This is a genomic window from Streptomyces sp. NPDC002817 (assembly GCF_053592055.1).
This window is the reverse complement of the sequence record NZ_JBSFUY010000005.1, coordinates 371,352-386,661: the sequence shown is the minus strand read 5'-3', so window position 1 is coordinate 386,661 and position 15,310 is coordinate 371,352. Positions and strand designations below refer to the sequence as shown.

Below are 15,310 nucleotides of genomic sequence, written 5' to 3'. Positions count from 1 at the left end.
CCATGACATCCGTCCTCGTCTGCGACGACTCCCCGCTTGCCCGAGAGGCGCTCCGCCGCGCGGTCGCGACCGTGCCCGGCGTAGAGCGCGTGACGACCGCGGCCAACGGCGAGGAAGTCCTCCGCCGCTGGGGCGCCGACCGCTCGGACCTGATTCTGATGGACGTACGCATGCCCGGTCTGGGCGGCGTCGAGACCGTCCGTCGGCTGCTGTCCGCGGACCCCGGTGCGCGCATCATCATGCTCACCGTCGCGGAGGACCTGGACGGGGTCGCGCTCGCGGTCGCCGCGGGCGCGCGGGGCTATCTGCACAAGGACGCGTCGCGCGCGGAGCTGCGGGCGACGGTGACGCAGGCCCTCGCCGACCCGACGTGGCGGCTCGCTCCCCGTCGGCTGCGGTCCGCCGAGATGGGGGCGGCGCCTACGCTCACCGCGCGTGAGATCCAGGTGCTCGAAGGGATGAGCCACGGTCGGTCCAACGCGGAGATCGGGCGTGAGCTGTTCCTGTCCGAGGACACCGTGAAGACGCACGCCCGTCGGCTGTTCAAGAAGCTTGGCGCTTCTGACCGGGCGCATGCGGTCGCGCTCGGGTTCCGGTGGGGTCTGGTTCGCTAGGTAGTCGTATCGGCTGCGGGTCGTTCGTGGCTGGTCGCGCAGTTCCCCGCGCCCCTTCGGGGCGCGGAACCCGGCGTCGGTCAAGTGGCCCTGACGGTGTCCGCTGCTTGTTTCGGCGCCGATGCCGCATCCTTGAGGTGTGGAGTCTCTCGGGGACGAGTCGGTCGAGCGGAAGGGGAGGGCGCAGGGTATGAGTTCCGGCGCACCTGCTCATAACGCTTCGGTGCACAACATCGGACGTGGTGCCGCGGATGAAACGGCCGCAAGGCACCATGGACCGATGCGCGAGGACGAGACGACGGTGATCGGTGGGCTCGTTCACCGCGCCGTCGACGGGGATGAGCAGGCGACACACGACCTGCTCGCCCATGTCCACCCACTGGCGCTGCGCTACTGCCGCACCCGTCTGTCACGGCTGCCCGGCGACGCACGTCACTTCGTGGAGGACCTGGCGCAGGAGGTCTGTGTCGCGGTTCTCCTCGCCCTGCCGCGCTACCGGGACACCGGTCGGCCCTTCGAGGCCTTCGTCTTCGCCATCGCCGCCCACAAGGTCGCCGACCTGCAGCGTGCGGCGATGCGTGGCCCCGGCTCGACGGCGGTGCCGTCCGACGAGATGCCCGAGCGGCCGGACGACTCCCTCGGCCCCGAGGAGCGGGCGCTGCTCAGCAGTGACGCCGAATGGGCCAAGAAGCTGCTGGCCAACCTCCCCGAGAACCAGCGGGAGCTGTTGCTGCTGCGGATCGCGGTGGGGCTGACGGCGGAGGAGACGGGGCAGATGTTGGGAATGTCACCCGGAGCGGTGCGGGTGGCTCAGCACCGGGCGTTGAGCCGGCTGCGGGCCCTTGCCGAGCAGTAGTCCCCCGAGGTTGTTCCCTGCGGTTGTCCCTGGCCTTTGTTCCGTGCCTTGTTCCGTGCCTTTGTTCCTTCGGTGAACAGGCCGCACCTCAGTTCCGTACGAACATACGAAGCCGGTAGGCGGACGGAACCGTGGAATTCGGGACCCTTCCTTCCCGTTAGCATGGACATCCGCACCGATCAAGGCCATTGGGGAAGGTGTCATGACTGCAAACGTCGACGGAGTGCCTGACAAATTCGCGACACTCGGGCTGACCTACGACGACGTGCTGCTGCTGCCGGGCTCGTCGGACATGGCGCCCGACGAGATCGACACCGCCTCGTACGTCTCCAGGAACGTGCGGGTGAACATCCCGCTGCTGTCCGCCGCCATGGACAAGGTCACCGAGTCGCGCATGGCGATCGCGATGGCCCGTCAGGGCGGCGTCGGTGTTCTGCACCGCAATCTCTCCATCGAGGACCAGGCCAACCAGGTCGACCTGGTGAAGCGCTCCGAGTCCGGCATGGTGGCCGACCCGATCACCGTGCACCCGGATGCCACGCTCGCCGAGGCCGACGCGCTGTGCGCCAAGTTCCGGATCAGCGGCGTCCCGGTCACCGACCCCAACAAGAAGCTCCTCGGCATCGTCACCAACCGCGACATGGCCTTCGAGAGCGACCGCTCCCGCCGGGTCCGCGAGGTCATGACGCCGATGCCGCTGGTCACCGGCAAGGTCGGCATCTCCGGCGTCGAGGCCATGGAGCTGCTGCGCAAGCACAAGATCGAGAAGCTTCCGCTGGTCGACGACGCGGGCGTCCTCAAGGGCCTGATCACGGTCAAGGACTTCGTCAAGGCGGAGAAGTACCCGAACGCCGCGAAGGACGCCGAGGGCCGGCTGCTCGTCGGTGCCGCGGTCGGTGTCGCCGGTGACTCCTTCGAGCGCGCCCAGGCCCTGATCGAGCGGGGCGTCGACTTCATCGTCGTGGACACCGCGCACGGCCACTCCCGGCTCGTCGGCGACATGGTCGCCAAGATCAAGTCGAACTCCGCGGGCGTCGACGTCATCGGCGGCAACATCGCCACCCGTGACGGCGCCCAGGCGCTCATCGACTCCGGCGTGGACGGCATCAAGGTCGGCGTCGGTCCCGGCTCCATCTGTACGACCCGTGTCGTCGCCGGCATCGGCGTCCCGCAGGTCACCGCGATCTACGAGGCCGCGCTGGCCGCCAAGGAGGCCGGCATCCCGGTCATCGGCGACGGTGGCCTCCAGTACTCCGGCGACATCGCCAAGGCCCTGGTCGCGGGCGCCGACACCGTGATGCTGGGCTCGCTGCTCGCGGGCTGCGAGGAGTCCCCGGGCGAGCTGCTGTTCATCAACGGCAAGCAGTTCAAGTCGTACCGCGGCATGGGTTCGCTCGGCGCCATGCAGACGCGCGGCGAGCGCAAGTCGTTCTCCAAGGACCGCTACTTCCAGGAGGGCGTCGCCTCCGACGAGCAGCTGGTCCCCGAGGGCATCGAGGGCCAGGTGCCCTACCGCGGCCCGCTGCACTCGGTCGTCCACCAGCTGGTCGGCGGACTGCGGCAGTCGATGTTCTACGTCGGCGGCCGCACGGTACCGGAGCTGCAGGCCAACGGCCGCTTCGTACGGATCACGTCGGCGGGTCTGAAGGAGTCGCACCCGCACGACATCCAGATGACGGTCGAGGCGCCGAACTACAGCCGTAAGTAGTCGGCCGGCAGTCGCCAGGCTTCCCCAGGGCGGCCCCGGGACCTCCGGGGCCGCCCTGGGCGTGGCCGTCGGGGATACTGGAAGGCGCTGCAACGCATCAGGGAAAGGCCACACACGTGACTGAGATCGAGATCGGGCGCGGCAAGCGCGGCCGCCGGGCGTACGCCTTCGACGACATCGCCGTCGTCCCGAGCCGTCGTACGCGCGACCCGAAGGAGGTCTCGATCGCCTGGCAGATCGACGCCTACCGCTTCGAGCTGCCGTTCCTGGCCGCCCCCATGGACTCGGTCGTCTCCCCGGCCACCGCGATCCGCATCGGTGAGCTCGGCGGCCTCGGCGTGCTGAACCTCGAGGGACTGTGGACGCGGTACGAGGACCCGCAGCCGCTGCTCGACGAGATCGTCGGCCTGGACTCGGAGACGGCGACCCGGCGCCTCCAGGAGATCTACTCCGCCCCCATCAAGGAGGAGCTGATCGGCGCGCGCATCAAGGAGGTGCGCGACTCGGGCGTGGTCACCGCGGCCGCGCTCTCCCCGCAGCGCACGGCGCAGTTCTCCAAGGCCGTCGTCGACGCGGGCGTGGACATCTTCGTCATTCGCGGTACGACGGTGTCGGCCGAGCACGTGTCGGGTTCGCACGAGCCGCTGAACCTGAAGCAGTTCATCTACGAGCTCGACGTCCCGGTGATCGTGGGCGGCTGCGCCACCTACACCGCCGCCCTGCACCTGATGCGCACCGGCGCCGCGGGCGTCCTGGTCGGCTTCGGCGGCGGCGCGGCGCACACCACGCGCAACGTGCTGGGCATCCAGGTCCCGATGGCGACCGCGGTCGCGGACGTGGCCGCGGCCCGCCGTGACTACATGGACGAGTCCGGCGGCCGGTACGTGCACGTCATCGCCGACGGTGGCGTGGGCTGGTCCGGCGACATTCCCAAGGCCATCGCCTGCGGCGCGGACGCCGTCATGATGGGCTCCCCGCTCGCCCGCGCCACGGACGCGCCCGGCAGGGGCCACCACTGGGGCATGGAGGCCGTCAACGAGGAGCTTCCCCGCGGCAAGAAGGTCGACCTCGGCACGGTCGGCACGGTCGAGGAGGTCCTGACCGGCCCGTCCCACACCCCCGACGGCTCGATGAACCTCTTCGGCGCCCTGAAGCGGGCCATGGCCACCACCGGCTACAGCGAGCTGAAGGAGTTCCAGCGCGTCGAGGTGACGGTGGCGGACTCGCAGCACAAGCGGTAGGTCGTACGACGTCGAAGGGCCCGTCCACCGGGGAGGTGGACGGGCCCTTCGGTGTGCCGTCGCGGCTTAGAGCCAGGCCGCCAGGAAGGCGGCCATCAGCAGGACGAGGCCGCCGGCGAAGATACGGGCGCCCCGTATGCGGAATTGGTGGGCTGTCCACACCATGTCGAGCGGGCGGAAGTCGCCCGTGGCGGCGGCTCTCAGCTCGGTGTTGATCCTGGCGCGCTCCGCCCAGACGTCGGCCGCCCCGCGCACGTTGAACGCCAAGCGGCCGCCCCATCCGGTGGCCGCGAGACCGACCAGCAGGAGAACCACGGGTACGGGCACCACGCTCAGGCCACGGCCTTCTTGGCGCCCGAGAACGCGGCGAAGGCGCCGATGGCGAGGAACAGGAAGCTCATCGCGTCGAACGACTCCTTCCAGATCGTGACGACCAGGTCGGAGTACTCGGTGAGCACGTCGGTGAGGGTGACACTGGCCTCGGTGGCGTCCATGATCAACGCGACCCCGAACAGCTGACCCAGGCAGACCGCGCCCAGCGACAGCACGCCGCTCACGATCGGCAGGATCGGGTTCGCGCCGCCGACCTTGCCCGCGGCGAAGCCGATGGCGAGGCCGACGCCGATCGCGGCGTAGCCGATCTCGCGCTCGGTGGCCTTGAGGATGTAGCCGTAGATGCCCGCGGTGACCAGGGCCACGACGACGGCGGCGACCACGCCGAGGGTCACATTGCCCTGGGCCGGGGCGGCCGGCGGCACCGGGGCCGGCTGCTGGGCGAACGGGTTGCCGTCGGTGGGCGGCTGCGGCGAGGTTGGCTGGGTCATGACAGAGATCCCCCCATGGGACTGTCGGGCGAGCGGAGCGGAGTGTGCGCACGAGTGTGCGACGAGGCTCGCCTGCCGGGCGAGTCGCCGAAGAGTAGCAGGCACTCCACCCGGCGCCACCAGCCAATTTCGCCCTCAGAGCCGGTGCGCCGCCCCCGTCGGCGTGGCCCCGCGCGTGTCCAGCAACAGCTGTGCCTTCACCGACAGGCCCTGGAGGTCGTACGTCCGGTGTTGCTGGAGCAGGATCGTCAGGTCGGCGTCGGCGGCGGCCTCGTAGAGGGAGTCCGCGCGGGGGACCGGGCGGTCGAGGACGTTCCAGGAGGGGACGTGGGGGTCGTGGTAGCTCACCGAGGCGCCCAGCTCCATCAGGCGGATCGCGATCTCCCGGGCGGGCGTGGCCTGTTGGTCGGCGAGGTCGGGCTTGTACGTCACGCCGAGGAGCAGGACGCGGGCGCCCCGCGCGGACTTGCCGTGCTCGTTGAGGAGGGCGGCGGCGCGCTGGACGACGTAGCGCGGCATCTGGCTGTTGACCTGCTGGGCCAGTTCGACCATGCGCAGGGTGCGGCCGGTGGGGGCGCCGGTCAGGTCCTGGGGGACCGCGTGGCCGCCGACGCCGGGGCCGGGGCGGAAGGACTGGAAGCCGAAGGGCTTGGTCTCCGCGCAGCGGACGACGTCCCACAGGTCGACGCCCAGGTCGTGGCAGAGGACGGCCATCTCGTTGACGAGGGCGATGTTGACGTGGCGGTAGTTGGTCTCCAGGAGCTGGACCGTCTCCGCCTCTCGCGGGCCACGCGCGCGTACCACCTTGTCGGTGAGGCGTGAGTAGAAGGCGGCCGCCGACTCGGTGCAGGCGGGGGTCAGGCCGCCGATCACCTTGGGGGTGTTGGCGGGGGTGAAGTCGCGGTTGCCGGGGTCGACGCGGCTGGGGGAGTAGGCCAGGTGGAAGTCGCGGCCCGCGCGGAGGCCGGAGCCCGCTTCGAGGAGGGGGCGCAGGAGGTCCTCGGTGGTGCCCGGGGGGACCGGGGACTCCAGGATGACCGTGGTGTGCGGGCGCAGGTGGGCGGCCAGGGTGCGGGCCGCGGACTCCACCTGGGTGAGGTCGAGCCCGCCGTCCGCCCCGCGCGGGGTGGGCGCGCAGATGACCGCCGTGCGCACCCGGCCGAGTTCGGCGGGGGAGGTGGTCGGCCGGAAGCCCCCCGAGAGCATCCGGCGCAGTTCGGCGGGGCTGAGGGAGCCGGCCTCGGGGCCGGTGCGGTAACCGAGCGTGGGGATGCCGGCGGCGACGGCGGCCTGGGCCAGGGGCAGTCCGTAGGGGCCGAGTCCGATGACGGCGAGATCTGCGGGCATGGCGTTGGACCGTCCTTCCCAGTAGCCGAAGCGGGACAGGTGCGCAAGCCCTGTGGACTGGACGAGCGAGCGCAATGTCAGACTAAGAGTAAATCTGACCGAAATACGAGATTGATTCCTTGTGTGTTCCCGTTGGAGTTCCTCAAGCTTTGGCCTATGCCTTGTGGAAGTTGTCCACAGGCTGGGGGTGACTGGTGGCTGAAGCCGGGCAAGGCGGTCAGAATTTGGGCATGAGGGATACGGACCGGGTCACTCCTCACGGGTGAGACCGGCGTGACCGACAGCGGGAGGCAGCGGTGAGGACAGCGACACTGGGGCCGGCACAGCGGGCCGAGGCACTGGCATCCATGGCCGAGCGCGAGCTGGACCTACTGGTGGTGGGTGCCGGCGTGGTCGGTGCCGGGACCGCCCTCGACGCGGTGACGCGCGGGCTGTCCGTCGGCCTGGTCGAGGCACGTGACTGGGCGTCGGGCACCTCGAGCCGGTCGAGCAAGCTCATCCACGGTGGCCTGCGCTACCTGGAGATGCTCGACTTCGCCCTCGTCCGGGAGGCGTTGAAGGAACGCGGGTTGTTGTTGGAACGGCTCGCTCCACACCTCGTGAAGCCGGTGCCGTTCCTGTACCCGCTCCAGCACAAGGGCTGGGAGCGGCTGTACGCCGGCTCCGGCGTCGCGCTCTACGACACCATGTCGATGGCCCGTGGGCATGGGCGGGGCCTGCCGATGCACCGGCACCTGAGCCGCCGTCACGCACTGCGCATCGCACCCGCCTTGAAGAAGGACGCCCTGGTCGGCGCCCTCCAGTACTACGACGCTCAGATGGACGACGCCCGCTTCGTGGCCACCCTGGTGCGTACGGCGGCGGCATACGGTGCGCAGGTCGCCAACCGTGCCCGGGTGACCGGCTTCCTCCGCGAGGGCGAACGCGTCGTCGGCGCCCGGGTGCAGGACGTCGAGGCGGGCGGGGAGTACGAGGTCCGCGCCAAGCAGATCGTCAACGCCACGGGTGTGTGGACCGACGACACGCAGGCCATGGTGGGCGAGCGGGGCCAGTTCCACGTACGGGCCTCCAAGGGCATCCACCTCGTCGTACCCAAGGACCGCATCCACGCGACGACCGGGCTGATCCTGCGCACCGAGAAGTCCGTGCTGTTCGTCATCCCGTGGGGCCGGCACTGGATCATCGGCACGACCGACACCGACTGGGACCTCGACAAGGCACATCCCGCCGCGTCCAGCGCGGACATCGACTACCTGCTGGAACATGTGAACTCGGTGCTCGCCGTGCCGCTCACGCGCGACGACGTCGAGGGCGTGTACGCCGGTCTGCGGCCGTTGCTGGCCGGGGAGTCGGACGCCACCAGCAAGCTGTCCCGCGAGCACACCGTGGCGCATCCCGTGCCGGGGCTCGTGGTCGTGGCGGGCGGCAAGTACACGACGTACCGGGTCATGGCCAAGGACGCCGTGGACGAAGCCGTGCACGCGCTCGATCTGCGGGTCGCCGAGTGCGTCACCGAGGACGTGCCGCTGCTGGGCGCCGAGGGATACCGGGCGCTGTGGAACGCGCGAGCGCGGATCGCCGCCCGGACGGGGCTGCACGTGGTGCGGGTGGAGCATCTGCTGAACCGATTCGGCTCGCTGGCGGAGGAGGTCCTGGACCTCATCGCGGCGGACGCCTCGCTCGGGGAGCCACTGCAGGCGGCCGAGGACTATCTGCGCGCCGAGGTCGTGTACGCCGCCTCGCACGAAGGGGCGCGGCATCTGGACGACGTGCTGACCCGGCGGACGCGGATCTCCATCGAGACCTTCGACCGGGGGACGCGGAGCGCGCGGGAGGCCGCCGAGTTGATGGCGCCGGTGCTGGGCTGGGACAAGGACCACATCGAGCGGGAGATCCAGCACTACGAGAAGCGAGTGGAGGCGGAGCGGGAGTCGCAGCGGCAGCCCGACGACCTGACGGCCGACGCGGCCCGGTTGGGGGCGCCGGACATCGCGCCGCTGTAGGGCTCCCGCACGTCCTTGGATCCCGGTTCGACGTCACTCGAACGAGTGTCGCGAGCCGGGATCTTCGTTCGGAACCCGCTCGTTCTACGAGGTGCGGGGGCAGAACTCGGCGGTGAGCAGGGCCGGTTCGAGGTCGGGGTCTGCGATCGCGGTCGTGTTCACGCGGAAGGTGAGGACGCGACGGCCGTCGACGGTGGCCGCGGTGCGCACATAACTGCCGGCGATCCGGCCGTTGTGCCCCCATACCGTCGTGCCGCACGGCAGCTTCACCGGGAACAGCCCCATGCCGTACAGGCCGTGTGCGGCGCGGGTGTCGCGCATCTCTCGCAGCCGGTGCGGGGGCAGCAGTTCACCGCCGAGCAGCGCCGCGTAGAAGCGGTCCAGGTCGGCGAGCGTGGTCACCAACTCGCCGGCGGCCCCGGCGACCCGCGGATCCAGATCGGTGACATCTGATCCGTCGGTGTCGTAGGCGCGGCCGTGCGGGGTGGGGAGGGAGGTGCGGGATCCAGGGAAGGAGGTGTTCGCCAGACCCAGCGGAGCGATGATGCGGCGCTCGGCCTCGGTTGCGTAGGAGTGGCCGGTGACCTGTGCGATGACCATGCCGAGCAGGACGTAGTTGGTGTTCGAGTAGGAGTAGCGGCCCGGGGCGGCCGGAGGGTGGGTGAGTGCGATCCGTACGGCTTGAAGAGGTGTGAGGGGGACCAGGCCCCGGGTGTCCGTGGTGAAGTCGTTCAGGCCGCTGGTGTGGGTGAGCAGGGCGCGCAGGGTGATCGTGCGGCCGTCGTTGCCGGCTCCGCGGACCAGGCCGGGCAGATGCCGCTCCACGGTGTCGGACAGGGACAGCCGGTGTTCTTCGGCCAGTTGGAGGACGACCGTCGCGAGGAAGGTCTTCGTGATGCTGCCGGCGCGGAAGTGGTCTGCGCGGGCGATGCCCTGTCCTGCCTCGGCGTAGCGGGTGCCGGTCTCCTCGCGGGCCAGCAGGGCGGCGGCGGGGACTCCGTCCGCGCTGACCAGCAGCGGGAGGATCGCGTCCGTCGGCGGTGTCGCGGGTGCGGAGGAGGCGGCCGGGGTCAGGGCGAGGAGCGCGAGGGACACAGGTACGGCCAGTAGTGTCCGGAACGGCGGCATCGTGGTCCCTCCCTTGTCGCGGATCGTCATGGGTGGCTCATCCGGCGGGGCTTCTCGTGTGGCGGGGCTCTTCTTGCAGGGCGGCCCTTCAGGTGGGCCCCTTGTACAGGGCTCCTCATGCGGTGGTTCCTCGTGCCGAGGTCATCATGCGGGGTTCCTCGTTCGGCGGTCCGCCGTGTGGTGGTTCCTTGCGCAGTGGTTTTTCGTGCGGTGGTTCCTCGTGTGGCGATCTGTCCTGCGGCTGTTCCTTGTGTGCGGCCCATCATGCAGGGTGGCGGAATCCGGCCTTCCGGCGGTCTTCGGGTGGGGCGGGCTTCGTGGTGCGGGGCGTGTGGTCGTCACCCTGGTGTGAGGGTCCGTGGCGCGCCGTGTTCATGGGGGTGCCGGTGTTCGGTCCTCATGGCGGGCGGCCGGTCCGCAGGGGCACCCTGGGCGTCGGGCACTTGTCGGGTGAGGGACAATGGAGGCTCTGTCAGGGCGGGTTGTATGAGGGGACGCATGTCGGAGGCGGAGCGGGCGGGGGCATCCCGTCAGGGCAAGAGCGAACGTCTCCTCGCCGGGCGGTACCGGTTGGGAGCAGTGCTCGGCCGCGGCGGCATGGGCACGGTGTGGCGTGCCGAGGACGAGACCCTGGGTCGGATCGTCGCGGTGAAGGAGCTGAGGTTCCCCTCCAATATCGACGAGGAGGAGAAGCGGCGGCTGATCACGCGGACGTTGCGTGAGGCCAAGGCGATCGCGCGGATCCGGAACAACAGCGCGGTGACCGTCTTCGACGTGGTCGAGGAGGACGACCGGCCGTGGATCGTGATGGAGCTCGTCGAGGGCAAGTCGCTCGCCGAGGCCATCCGGGAGGACGGCCTGCTGGAGCCGAAGCGCGCGGCGGAGGTCGGCCTGGCGGTGCTCGACGTGCTGCGTTCGGCGCACCGTGAGGGCATCCTGCACCGGGACGTGAAGCCGTCCAACGTGCTGATCTCCGAGGACGGCCGGGTCGTGCTCACCGACTTCGGGATCGCCCAGGTGGAGGGCGACCCGTCCATCACCTCGACCGGCATGCTGGTCGGCGCCCCCTCCTACATCTCCCCGGAGCGCGCCCGCGGGCACAAGCCGGGTCCGGCCGCTGACCTGTGGTCGCTGGGCGGGCTGTTGTACGCGTCGGTCGAGGGGGTGCCGCCGTACGACAAGGGCTCGGCGATCGCCACTCTGACCGCGGTGATGACCGAGCCGCTGGAGGAGCCGAAGAACGCGGGTCCGCTGAAGGACGTCATCTACGGGCTGCTCACCAAGGATCCCGAGAAGCGGCTCGACGACGCTGGTGCGCGCGTGATGCTCAACGCGGTGATCCACGCGCCCGAGCCCAAGGAAGAGCCGGAGCCGGCGCCGGACGCGACGAAGGTCGTGCCGTTGCCTCCGCAGCCCGACCGGGGTGAGGGCGGGGAACGGTTGCGCGGGGCGTTCCGTTCCGTGCGGAAGGCGGCCGTGGCCGCGGGGGCGGCCGGTACGGCGGCTGCGGCTCGGGCCAAGTCCGGGAGCGGGACGGGTACTTCGGGCTCGTCCGGTGCCTCGGGATCGTCGGGTACCTCGGGTTCGTCCGGTGCCTCGGGATCGTCGGGTTCGTCGGGTACCTCGGGTTCGCCCGGTGGTGCGGCGGCTTCGGGGCCGGGCGCTGCGGGGCCGGGTGCGCAGGCGAAGCCGGCTTCTTCGTCCGGGACGGCTGTCTCGGGGTCCGGCAGCGTGGGTGTCACCGGTGCCGCTGGTGCTGGTGCTGGTGCGGGCTCGGGATCCGGGGGCAACGCGGCTGCTGGGGGGCGGAGTTCGGGGTGGCCCGTGATGACGCCGCCGGCGGATCTGCCGCCGCGGCCCGTGCCGAGGGCGCCGCTCACCGATGTGGTGCCGAAGCGGACGCTGGTGATCATCGCGGTGGTCGTGGTGCTCGCTGTGGTCGCGGTCGTGCTGGCCATCACGTTGAGCGGTGACGGCGACTCCTCCACGAGCTCGGCGGGCGGCGGTGCCAAGGCTTCCGCCAGTGCGAGCGCGAGTGCCTCCACCAAGGAGGACGAGAGCGGCGGCGCCCAGGCGGACGGCAAGGCGACCGGGTCCGCGGGGTCCGGCGCGGCGGCCGAGAAGACGCCGAGCAACAGCCCGACCGCGACCGGCGGTAGCGAGGGCGGCGGTTCCGCGAAGGGCGACAGCACGGCGGAGACGACGTACAAGGGCGGTCAGGGGTACTCGATCGGGCTGCCGAAGGGGTGGAAGTTCCAGACGTCGAGTTCGGCGGGGGATCGTTTCACCGGTCCTGACGGGCAGAAGCTGTTGGTGGCCTGGACGTCCACGCCGAAGGGCGACCCGGTGGCGGACTGGAAGAGCCAGGAGCAGTACATGGCGCGTTCCCAGTACGACCGGGTCCGAATAGCGAAGGTGAACTACCGGGGCTGGCTTGCGGCCGACTGGGAGTTTACCTATGTCGAGGGCGGGACGAAGTACCGGACGATCGACCGGGGGTTCGTCGTCGACGACCATCTCGGATATGCCCTGATGTACACGGCGAAAGCGGCCAATTGGGGCAGTGAGCTGCGCAAGGACACCTGGCAGACCCTCGCGCAGACATTCGAACCGAAATCGTGAAGTGACCCGACCCGCGTTTGAGGCGTGAGATCTGGCATCCCCTCTTTGCGGGTTGCCTCCGGCACGTATCGTGAAGGCTTGCGGACCGTACGCATCCAACTATGGGCGGAACGGCACGCGAGGCGAACGGAATTGACCGATCCGGAGTGCCGGGGGAGGCAACGTGGACGACTATGCGGGACGGGTACTCGCCGACCGCTACCGCCTGCCGCTGCCGCCCTCCGACGAGTACGAACTGACCGAGACCCGGGCCTTCGACACCTACAGCGGTCAGGAAGTCCTCGTCCGGCAGGTGCCGTTGCCCGAGGTCGTCGAGGCGGAGGTGCTCGACGCGGAGGGGCTGCCCGACGGTTTCACCGCAAGGGACCCGAGGGACCGGGGAGTTCGGCGGTCCGCGGCGCGTACGAGCACACGGCGACCCACCGATCCGGCCGTCCGGCGGGCCGTCGAGGCCGCGCAGGCCGCCGCTTCGATACCCGACCATCCCCGGCTCGACCAGGTCTTCGACGTGTTCGCCGAGGGCGGGTCGCTGTGGATAGTGAGCGAGTTGGTGGCCGCGCGGCCACTGGCGGCGCTGCTGGCGGAGAAGCCGCTGACGCCGTACCGGGCGGCCGAGGTCGCCTCCGACGTCCTCATGGCCCTGCGGGTGCTGCATGCGCACGGCTGGGTGCACCGGAACATCACCGCCCGCACGGTCCTCGTCTGCGACGACGGCCGTGTGATGCTGACCGGCCTCGCGGTCGGGGCGGCGGAGGAGGCCCTGTGCGGGTACGACCCGGTGCCGGCCGAGGAGGGTGACCGGGAGTCCGGTGACCGGCGCGCGGCGGGTGTCCCGGGGACTTTCGGTGGGCCGGGCGGTGCGGGCGGTCCTGGTGGCCCCGGGGCAGTGAGCCGTCCCGGTGGCCCGACGAGTGCCGGCGGACGTGGTCCGGGTGGTGCCGGCGGTCCGGTGAGCGGTGGTGGGACCGGTCTCGGCGGTGCCGCCGCCCAGGCGGGTGCCGTCGACCCCGAGGCCGCGCGGCGGGCCGCCATCGAGGCGCGGGAGGCCGGTGGGCTGCCGGGGCTCGGCGGGGATGCGGCGAGCGGTACGGGTGCGTCGTCGGCCGCGATCGAGCGCAGGGCCGTCGAGACCGGCGGGGACGTCCGGGCCGCGCGCGCCGGGGCGATCGCCGCGTATCGCGCGGGTGCCCGGGCCGCCGCCCGGGTCCAGGAGGCCCAGCAGAACGGCCGCGCGGCCCTGCCCGGAGCCCGGCCGACGCCCGAGGGCGACCCCGCGACGACGGCCGGGGGACCGGCATCGCCGTACGGCTCGGGCAGCGGTGGGCTTCAGGCGCCGTACGCCATGGGCAACGGCGTCGAGCTTCCGCCGGGCGGCGATGCCCAGTCGGGGTACGGCCCCGGCCACGGCGTTTCCCTTCCGCGGGGTTCCGCTCCCCTCGGTGATGTGGTGCAGCCCGGCCGTGGCGATCAGCCCCGTTCCGGCGGCACGCCGCAGGGGCAGATAGCCGATCCGTACGGTGTGCGGGCCGACTGGCAGGGGGCCGTGCCGCGTGGTGGAGCCGCGGGTACGGCGTTGCCGGCGGCTGGGCATGAACGTGGCGCCGCTCTTCCGTCCGGAGGGCCCGACCCCGCGCCCGCCCCCAGCCGTTGGGACGAGCTCGCCGCAGCGGCTCCCGCTCCCCGCGGCCCCGCAACCGCGCTCGCCGCCGAGCGGGCGCGGCAGGCCAGGATGGCCGTGGTCGGACCGGTGACCGAGCGGTGGGCGCCGGAGCAGGCCGGGCCGGTGCACGAGAACTGGCAGTTGGCCGCGCCGATCGGGCCTGCCACCGACCTGTGGGCGCTCGGGGCGCTGCTCTTCAGGGCTGTACAGGGGCACGCGCCCTACCCGGAGGAGTCGACGGCCGAGCTGGTGCAGATGGTGTGCGCCGAGCCGCCCGCCTTCGCCGAGGAGTGCGGGCCGCTGCGGCCGGTCGTGGAGTCGCTGCTGCGCCAGGACCCCACCGAGCGGCTGGACTTCGAGGAGGTTCGGGGCTGGCTGCGGTCGCTGGTGCGGTCCGCGCCCGAGCCCGACGCCGGCGCGTACGTCGTCGCCGCGCCGCCCCTCGACTCCACCCGGCTGCCCGTCGTACGACGGCGGGGCGAGCTGGTGCGCCGACGGCGCGCCGGGCTGCCCGCGACCAGTGCGCACGGACGGCACAAGCGGGCCAAGCAGGGCAAGCAGGAGCCGGCGCGTTCGCCGCGCCGGCTCGGGCGTACGTTGCTTCTGCTGGTGCTGCTGCTGATGGCCGCGGTGATCGCGTACGCCATGCTGTTCATGCCGAAGGCCACCGACTCGACGGGCGGCGCGGGCGACACCGACCGGACCGGTTCCGCCGGCGAGGTCAGCGAGGCGCCTGCCAGCAGCGAGCCGCGGCCCGACCAGAACTCCCCGGAGGCCGGCCCTTCCGAGTCCGCGGAGCCCCAGACCACCAGCCCGGACGTCGCCGACGGCTTCACCCTGCGTACGGACTCCGCCGGCTTCCGTATCGCCGTCGCGAGCGGCTGGGACCACACGCCCAAGAACGGCCGGGGTCAGGTCGTGTACGCGCACGGCGACTTCGACCTGATCGTCGTACCCGGAAGGGACAGCGCCGACGAGTACGGCGAGGACCCCATGGCGTACCAGCGGGAGGACGAGCGCGAGTTGCAGCCGTACCGCGACTCCAGCTGGGCCAGCGCCAGCGGGCTGAAGACGATCCAGGTGGGTGGGCGGACCATGGCCGAGGGGCAGTTCACCTGGACCGACGACGCGGGGCGCGAGCTGTTCGTGCGCAATCTCGCGATGCTCGTCGACGGGAAGTACCACGTGGTCCAGGTGCGCGGGCCGGAGGCCGAGCGGGACGAGGTGACGCGGCTGTTCGAGCAGGCGTCGGCGACGTACGAGGTCACCGGCTGAGCGGTGCCCGGTCACATCGGGTGACGGTTGCT

11 protein-coding genes are annotated in these 15,310 nt (G+C 71.3%); 7 read left to right on the top strand and 4 right to left on the bottom strand.

Annotated features, from left to right (window positions below; translation table 11 throughout):
• Positions 1 to 2: 2 nt before the first annotated feature.
• From ACWD3I_RS13170 to ACWD3I_RS13155, 4 genes are all read left to right on the top strand, one after another.
• A complete protein-coding gene (locus ACWD3I_RS13170; protein ID WP_003948568.1) occupies positions 3 to 614 on the top strand; it encodes a response regulator transcription factor in 612 nt (203 codons plus the stop codon).
• Between the two features lie 280 nt (positions 615 to 894).
• Positions 895 to 1,470: a sigma-70 family RNA polymerase sigma factor gene (locus tag ACWD3I_RS13165; RefSeq protein WP_059192858.1), complete on the top strand. Its 576-nt coding sequence runs from the start codon at positions 895 to 897 to the stop codon at positions 1,468 to 1,470.
• Positions 1,471 to 1,672: 202 nt separating this feature from the next.
• Positions 1,673 to 3,178, top strand: coding sequence for an IMP dehydrogenase (guaB, locus tag ACWD3I_RS13160; protein WP_365392464.1), 1,506 nt, complete (start codon positions 1,673 to 1,675; stop codon positions 3,176 to 3,178).
• 116 nt (positions 3,179 to 3,294) lie between these two features.
• Positions 3,295 to 4,419: a GuaB3 family IMP dehydrogenase-related protein gene (locus tag ACWD3I_RS13155; RefSeq protein ID WP_365392462.1), complete on the top strand. Its 1,125-nt coding sequence runs from the start codon at positions 3,295 to 3,297 to the stop codon at positions 4,417 to 4,419.
• A 66-nt stretch (positions 4,420 to 4,485) separates the two neighbouring features.
• Here the strand turns inward: ACWD3I_RS13155 and ACWD3I_RS13150 are convergent, their stop codons facing one another.
• The 3 genes from ACWD3I_RS13150 to ACWD3I_RS13140 form a co-directional block, all read right to left on the bottom strand.
• A complete protein-coding gene (locus tag ACWD3I_RS13150; RefSeq protein ID WP_451084080.1) occupies positions 4,486 to 4,749 on the bottom strand; it encodes a hypothetical protein in 264 nt (87 codons plus the stop codon).
• A gap of 2 nt (positions 4,750 to 4,751) precedes the next feature.
• Positions 4,752 to 5,243: a hypothetical protein gene (locus ACWD3I_RS13145; RefSeq protein WP_365392458.1), complete on the bottom strand. Its 492-nt coding sequence runs from the start codon at positions 5,241 to 5,243 to the stop codon at positions 4,752 to 4,754.
• 135 nt (positions 5,244 to 5,378) lie between these two features.
• The gene (locus tag ACWD3I_RS13140) at positions 5,379 to 6,590 is read right to left on the bottom strand and encodes a nucleotide sugar dehydrogenase (RefSeq protein ID WP_365392456.1); all 1,212 of its coding nucleotides are present in this window, start codon (positions 6,588 to 6,590) and stop codon (positions 5,379 to 5,381) included.
• Between the two features lie 296 nt (positions 6,591 to 6,886).
• On the opposite strand from ACWD3I_RS13140, the gene ACWD3I_RS13135 reads away from it, so the two are divergent.
• Positions 6,887 to 8,593, top strand: a complete 1,707-nt coding sequence (locus ACWD3I_RS13135) for a glycerol-3-phosphate dehydrogenase/oxidase (protein WP_365392453.1) — start codon at positions 6,887 to 6,889, stop codon at positions 8,591 to 8,593.
• A gap of 84 nt (positions 8,594 to 8,677) precedes the next feature.
• Here ACWD3I_RS13135 and ACWD3I_RS13130 read toward each other — a convergent pair whose 3' ends face one another.
• Positions 8,678 to 9,721: a serine hydrolase domain-containing protein gene (locus tag ACWD3I_RS13130; RefSeq protein WP_365392581.1), complete on the bottom strand. Its 1,044-nt coding sequence runs from the start codon at positions 9,719 to 9,721 to the stop codon at positions 8,678 to 8,680.
• 498 nt (positions 9,722 to 10,219) lie between these two features.
• Here ACWD3I_RS13130 and ACWD3I_RS13125 point away from each other — a divergent pair, with 498 nt between their 5' ends.
• Positions 10,220 to 12,343: a serine/threonine-protein kinase gene (locus ACWD3I_RS13125; protein WP_365392451.1), complete on the top strand. Its 2,124-nt coding sequence runs from the start codon at positions 10,220 to 10,222 to the stop codon at positions 12,341 to 12,343.
• A gap of 163 nt (positions 12,344 to 12,506) precedes the next feature.
• Positions 12,507 to 15,278 (top strand): protein kinase, encoded by a 2,772-nt coding sequence (locus ACWD3I_RS13120; protein ID WP_365392449.1) that lies wholly within the window; start codon positions 12,507 to 12,509, stop codon positions 15,276 to 15,278.
• Positions 15,279 to 15,310: the final 32 nt, after the last annotated feature.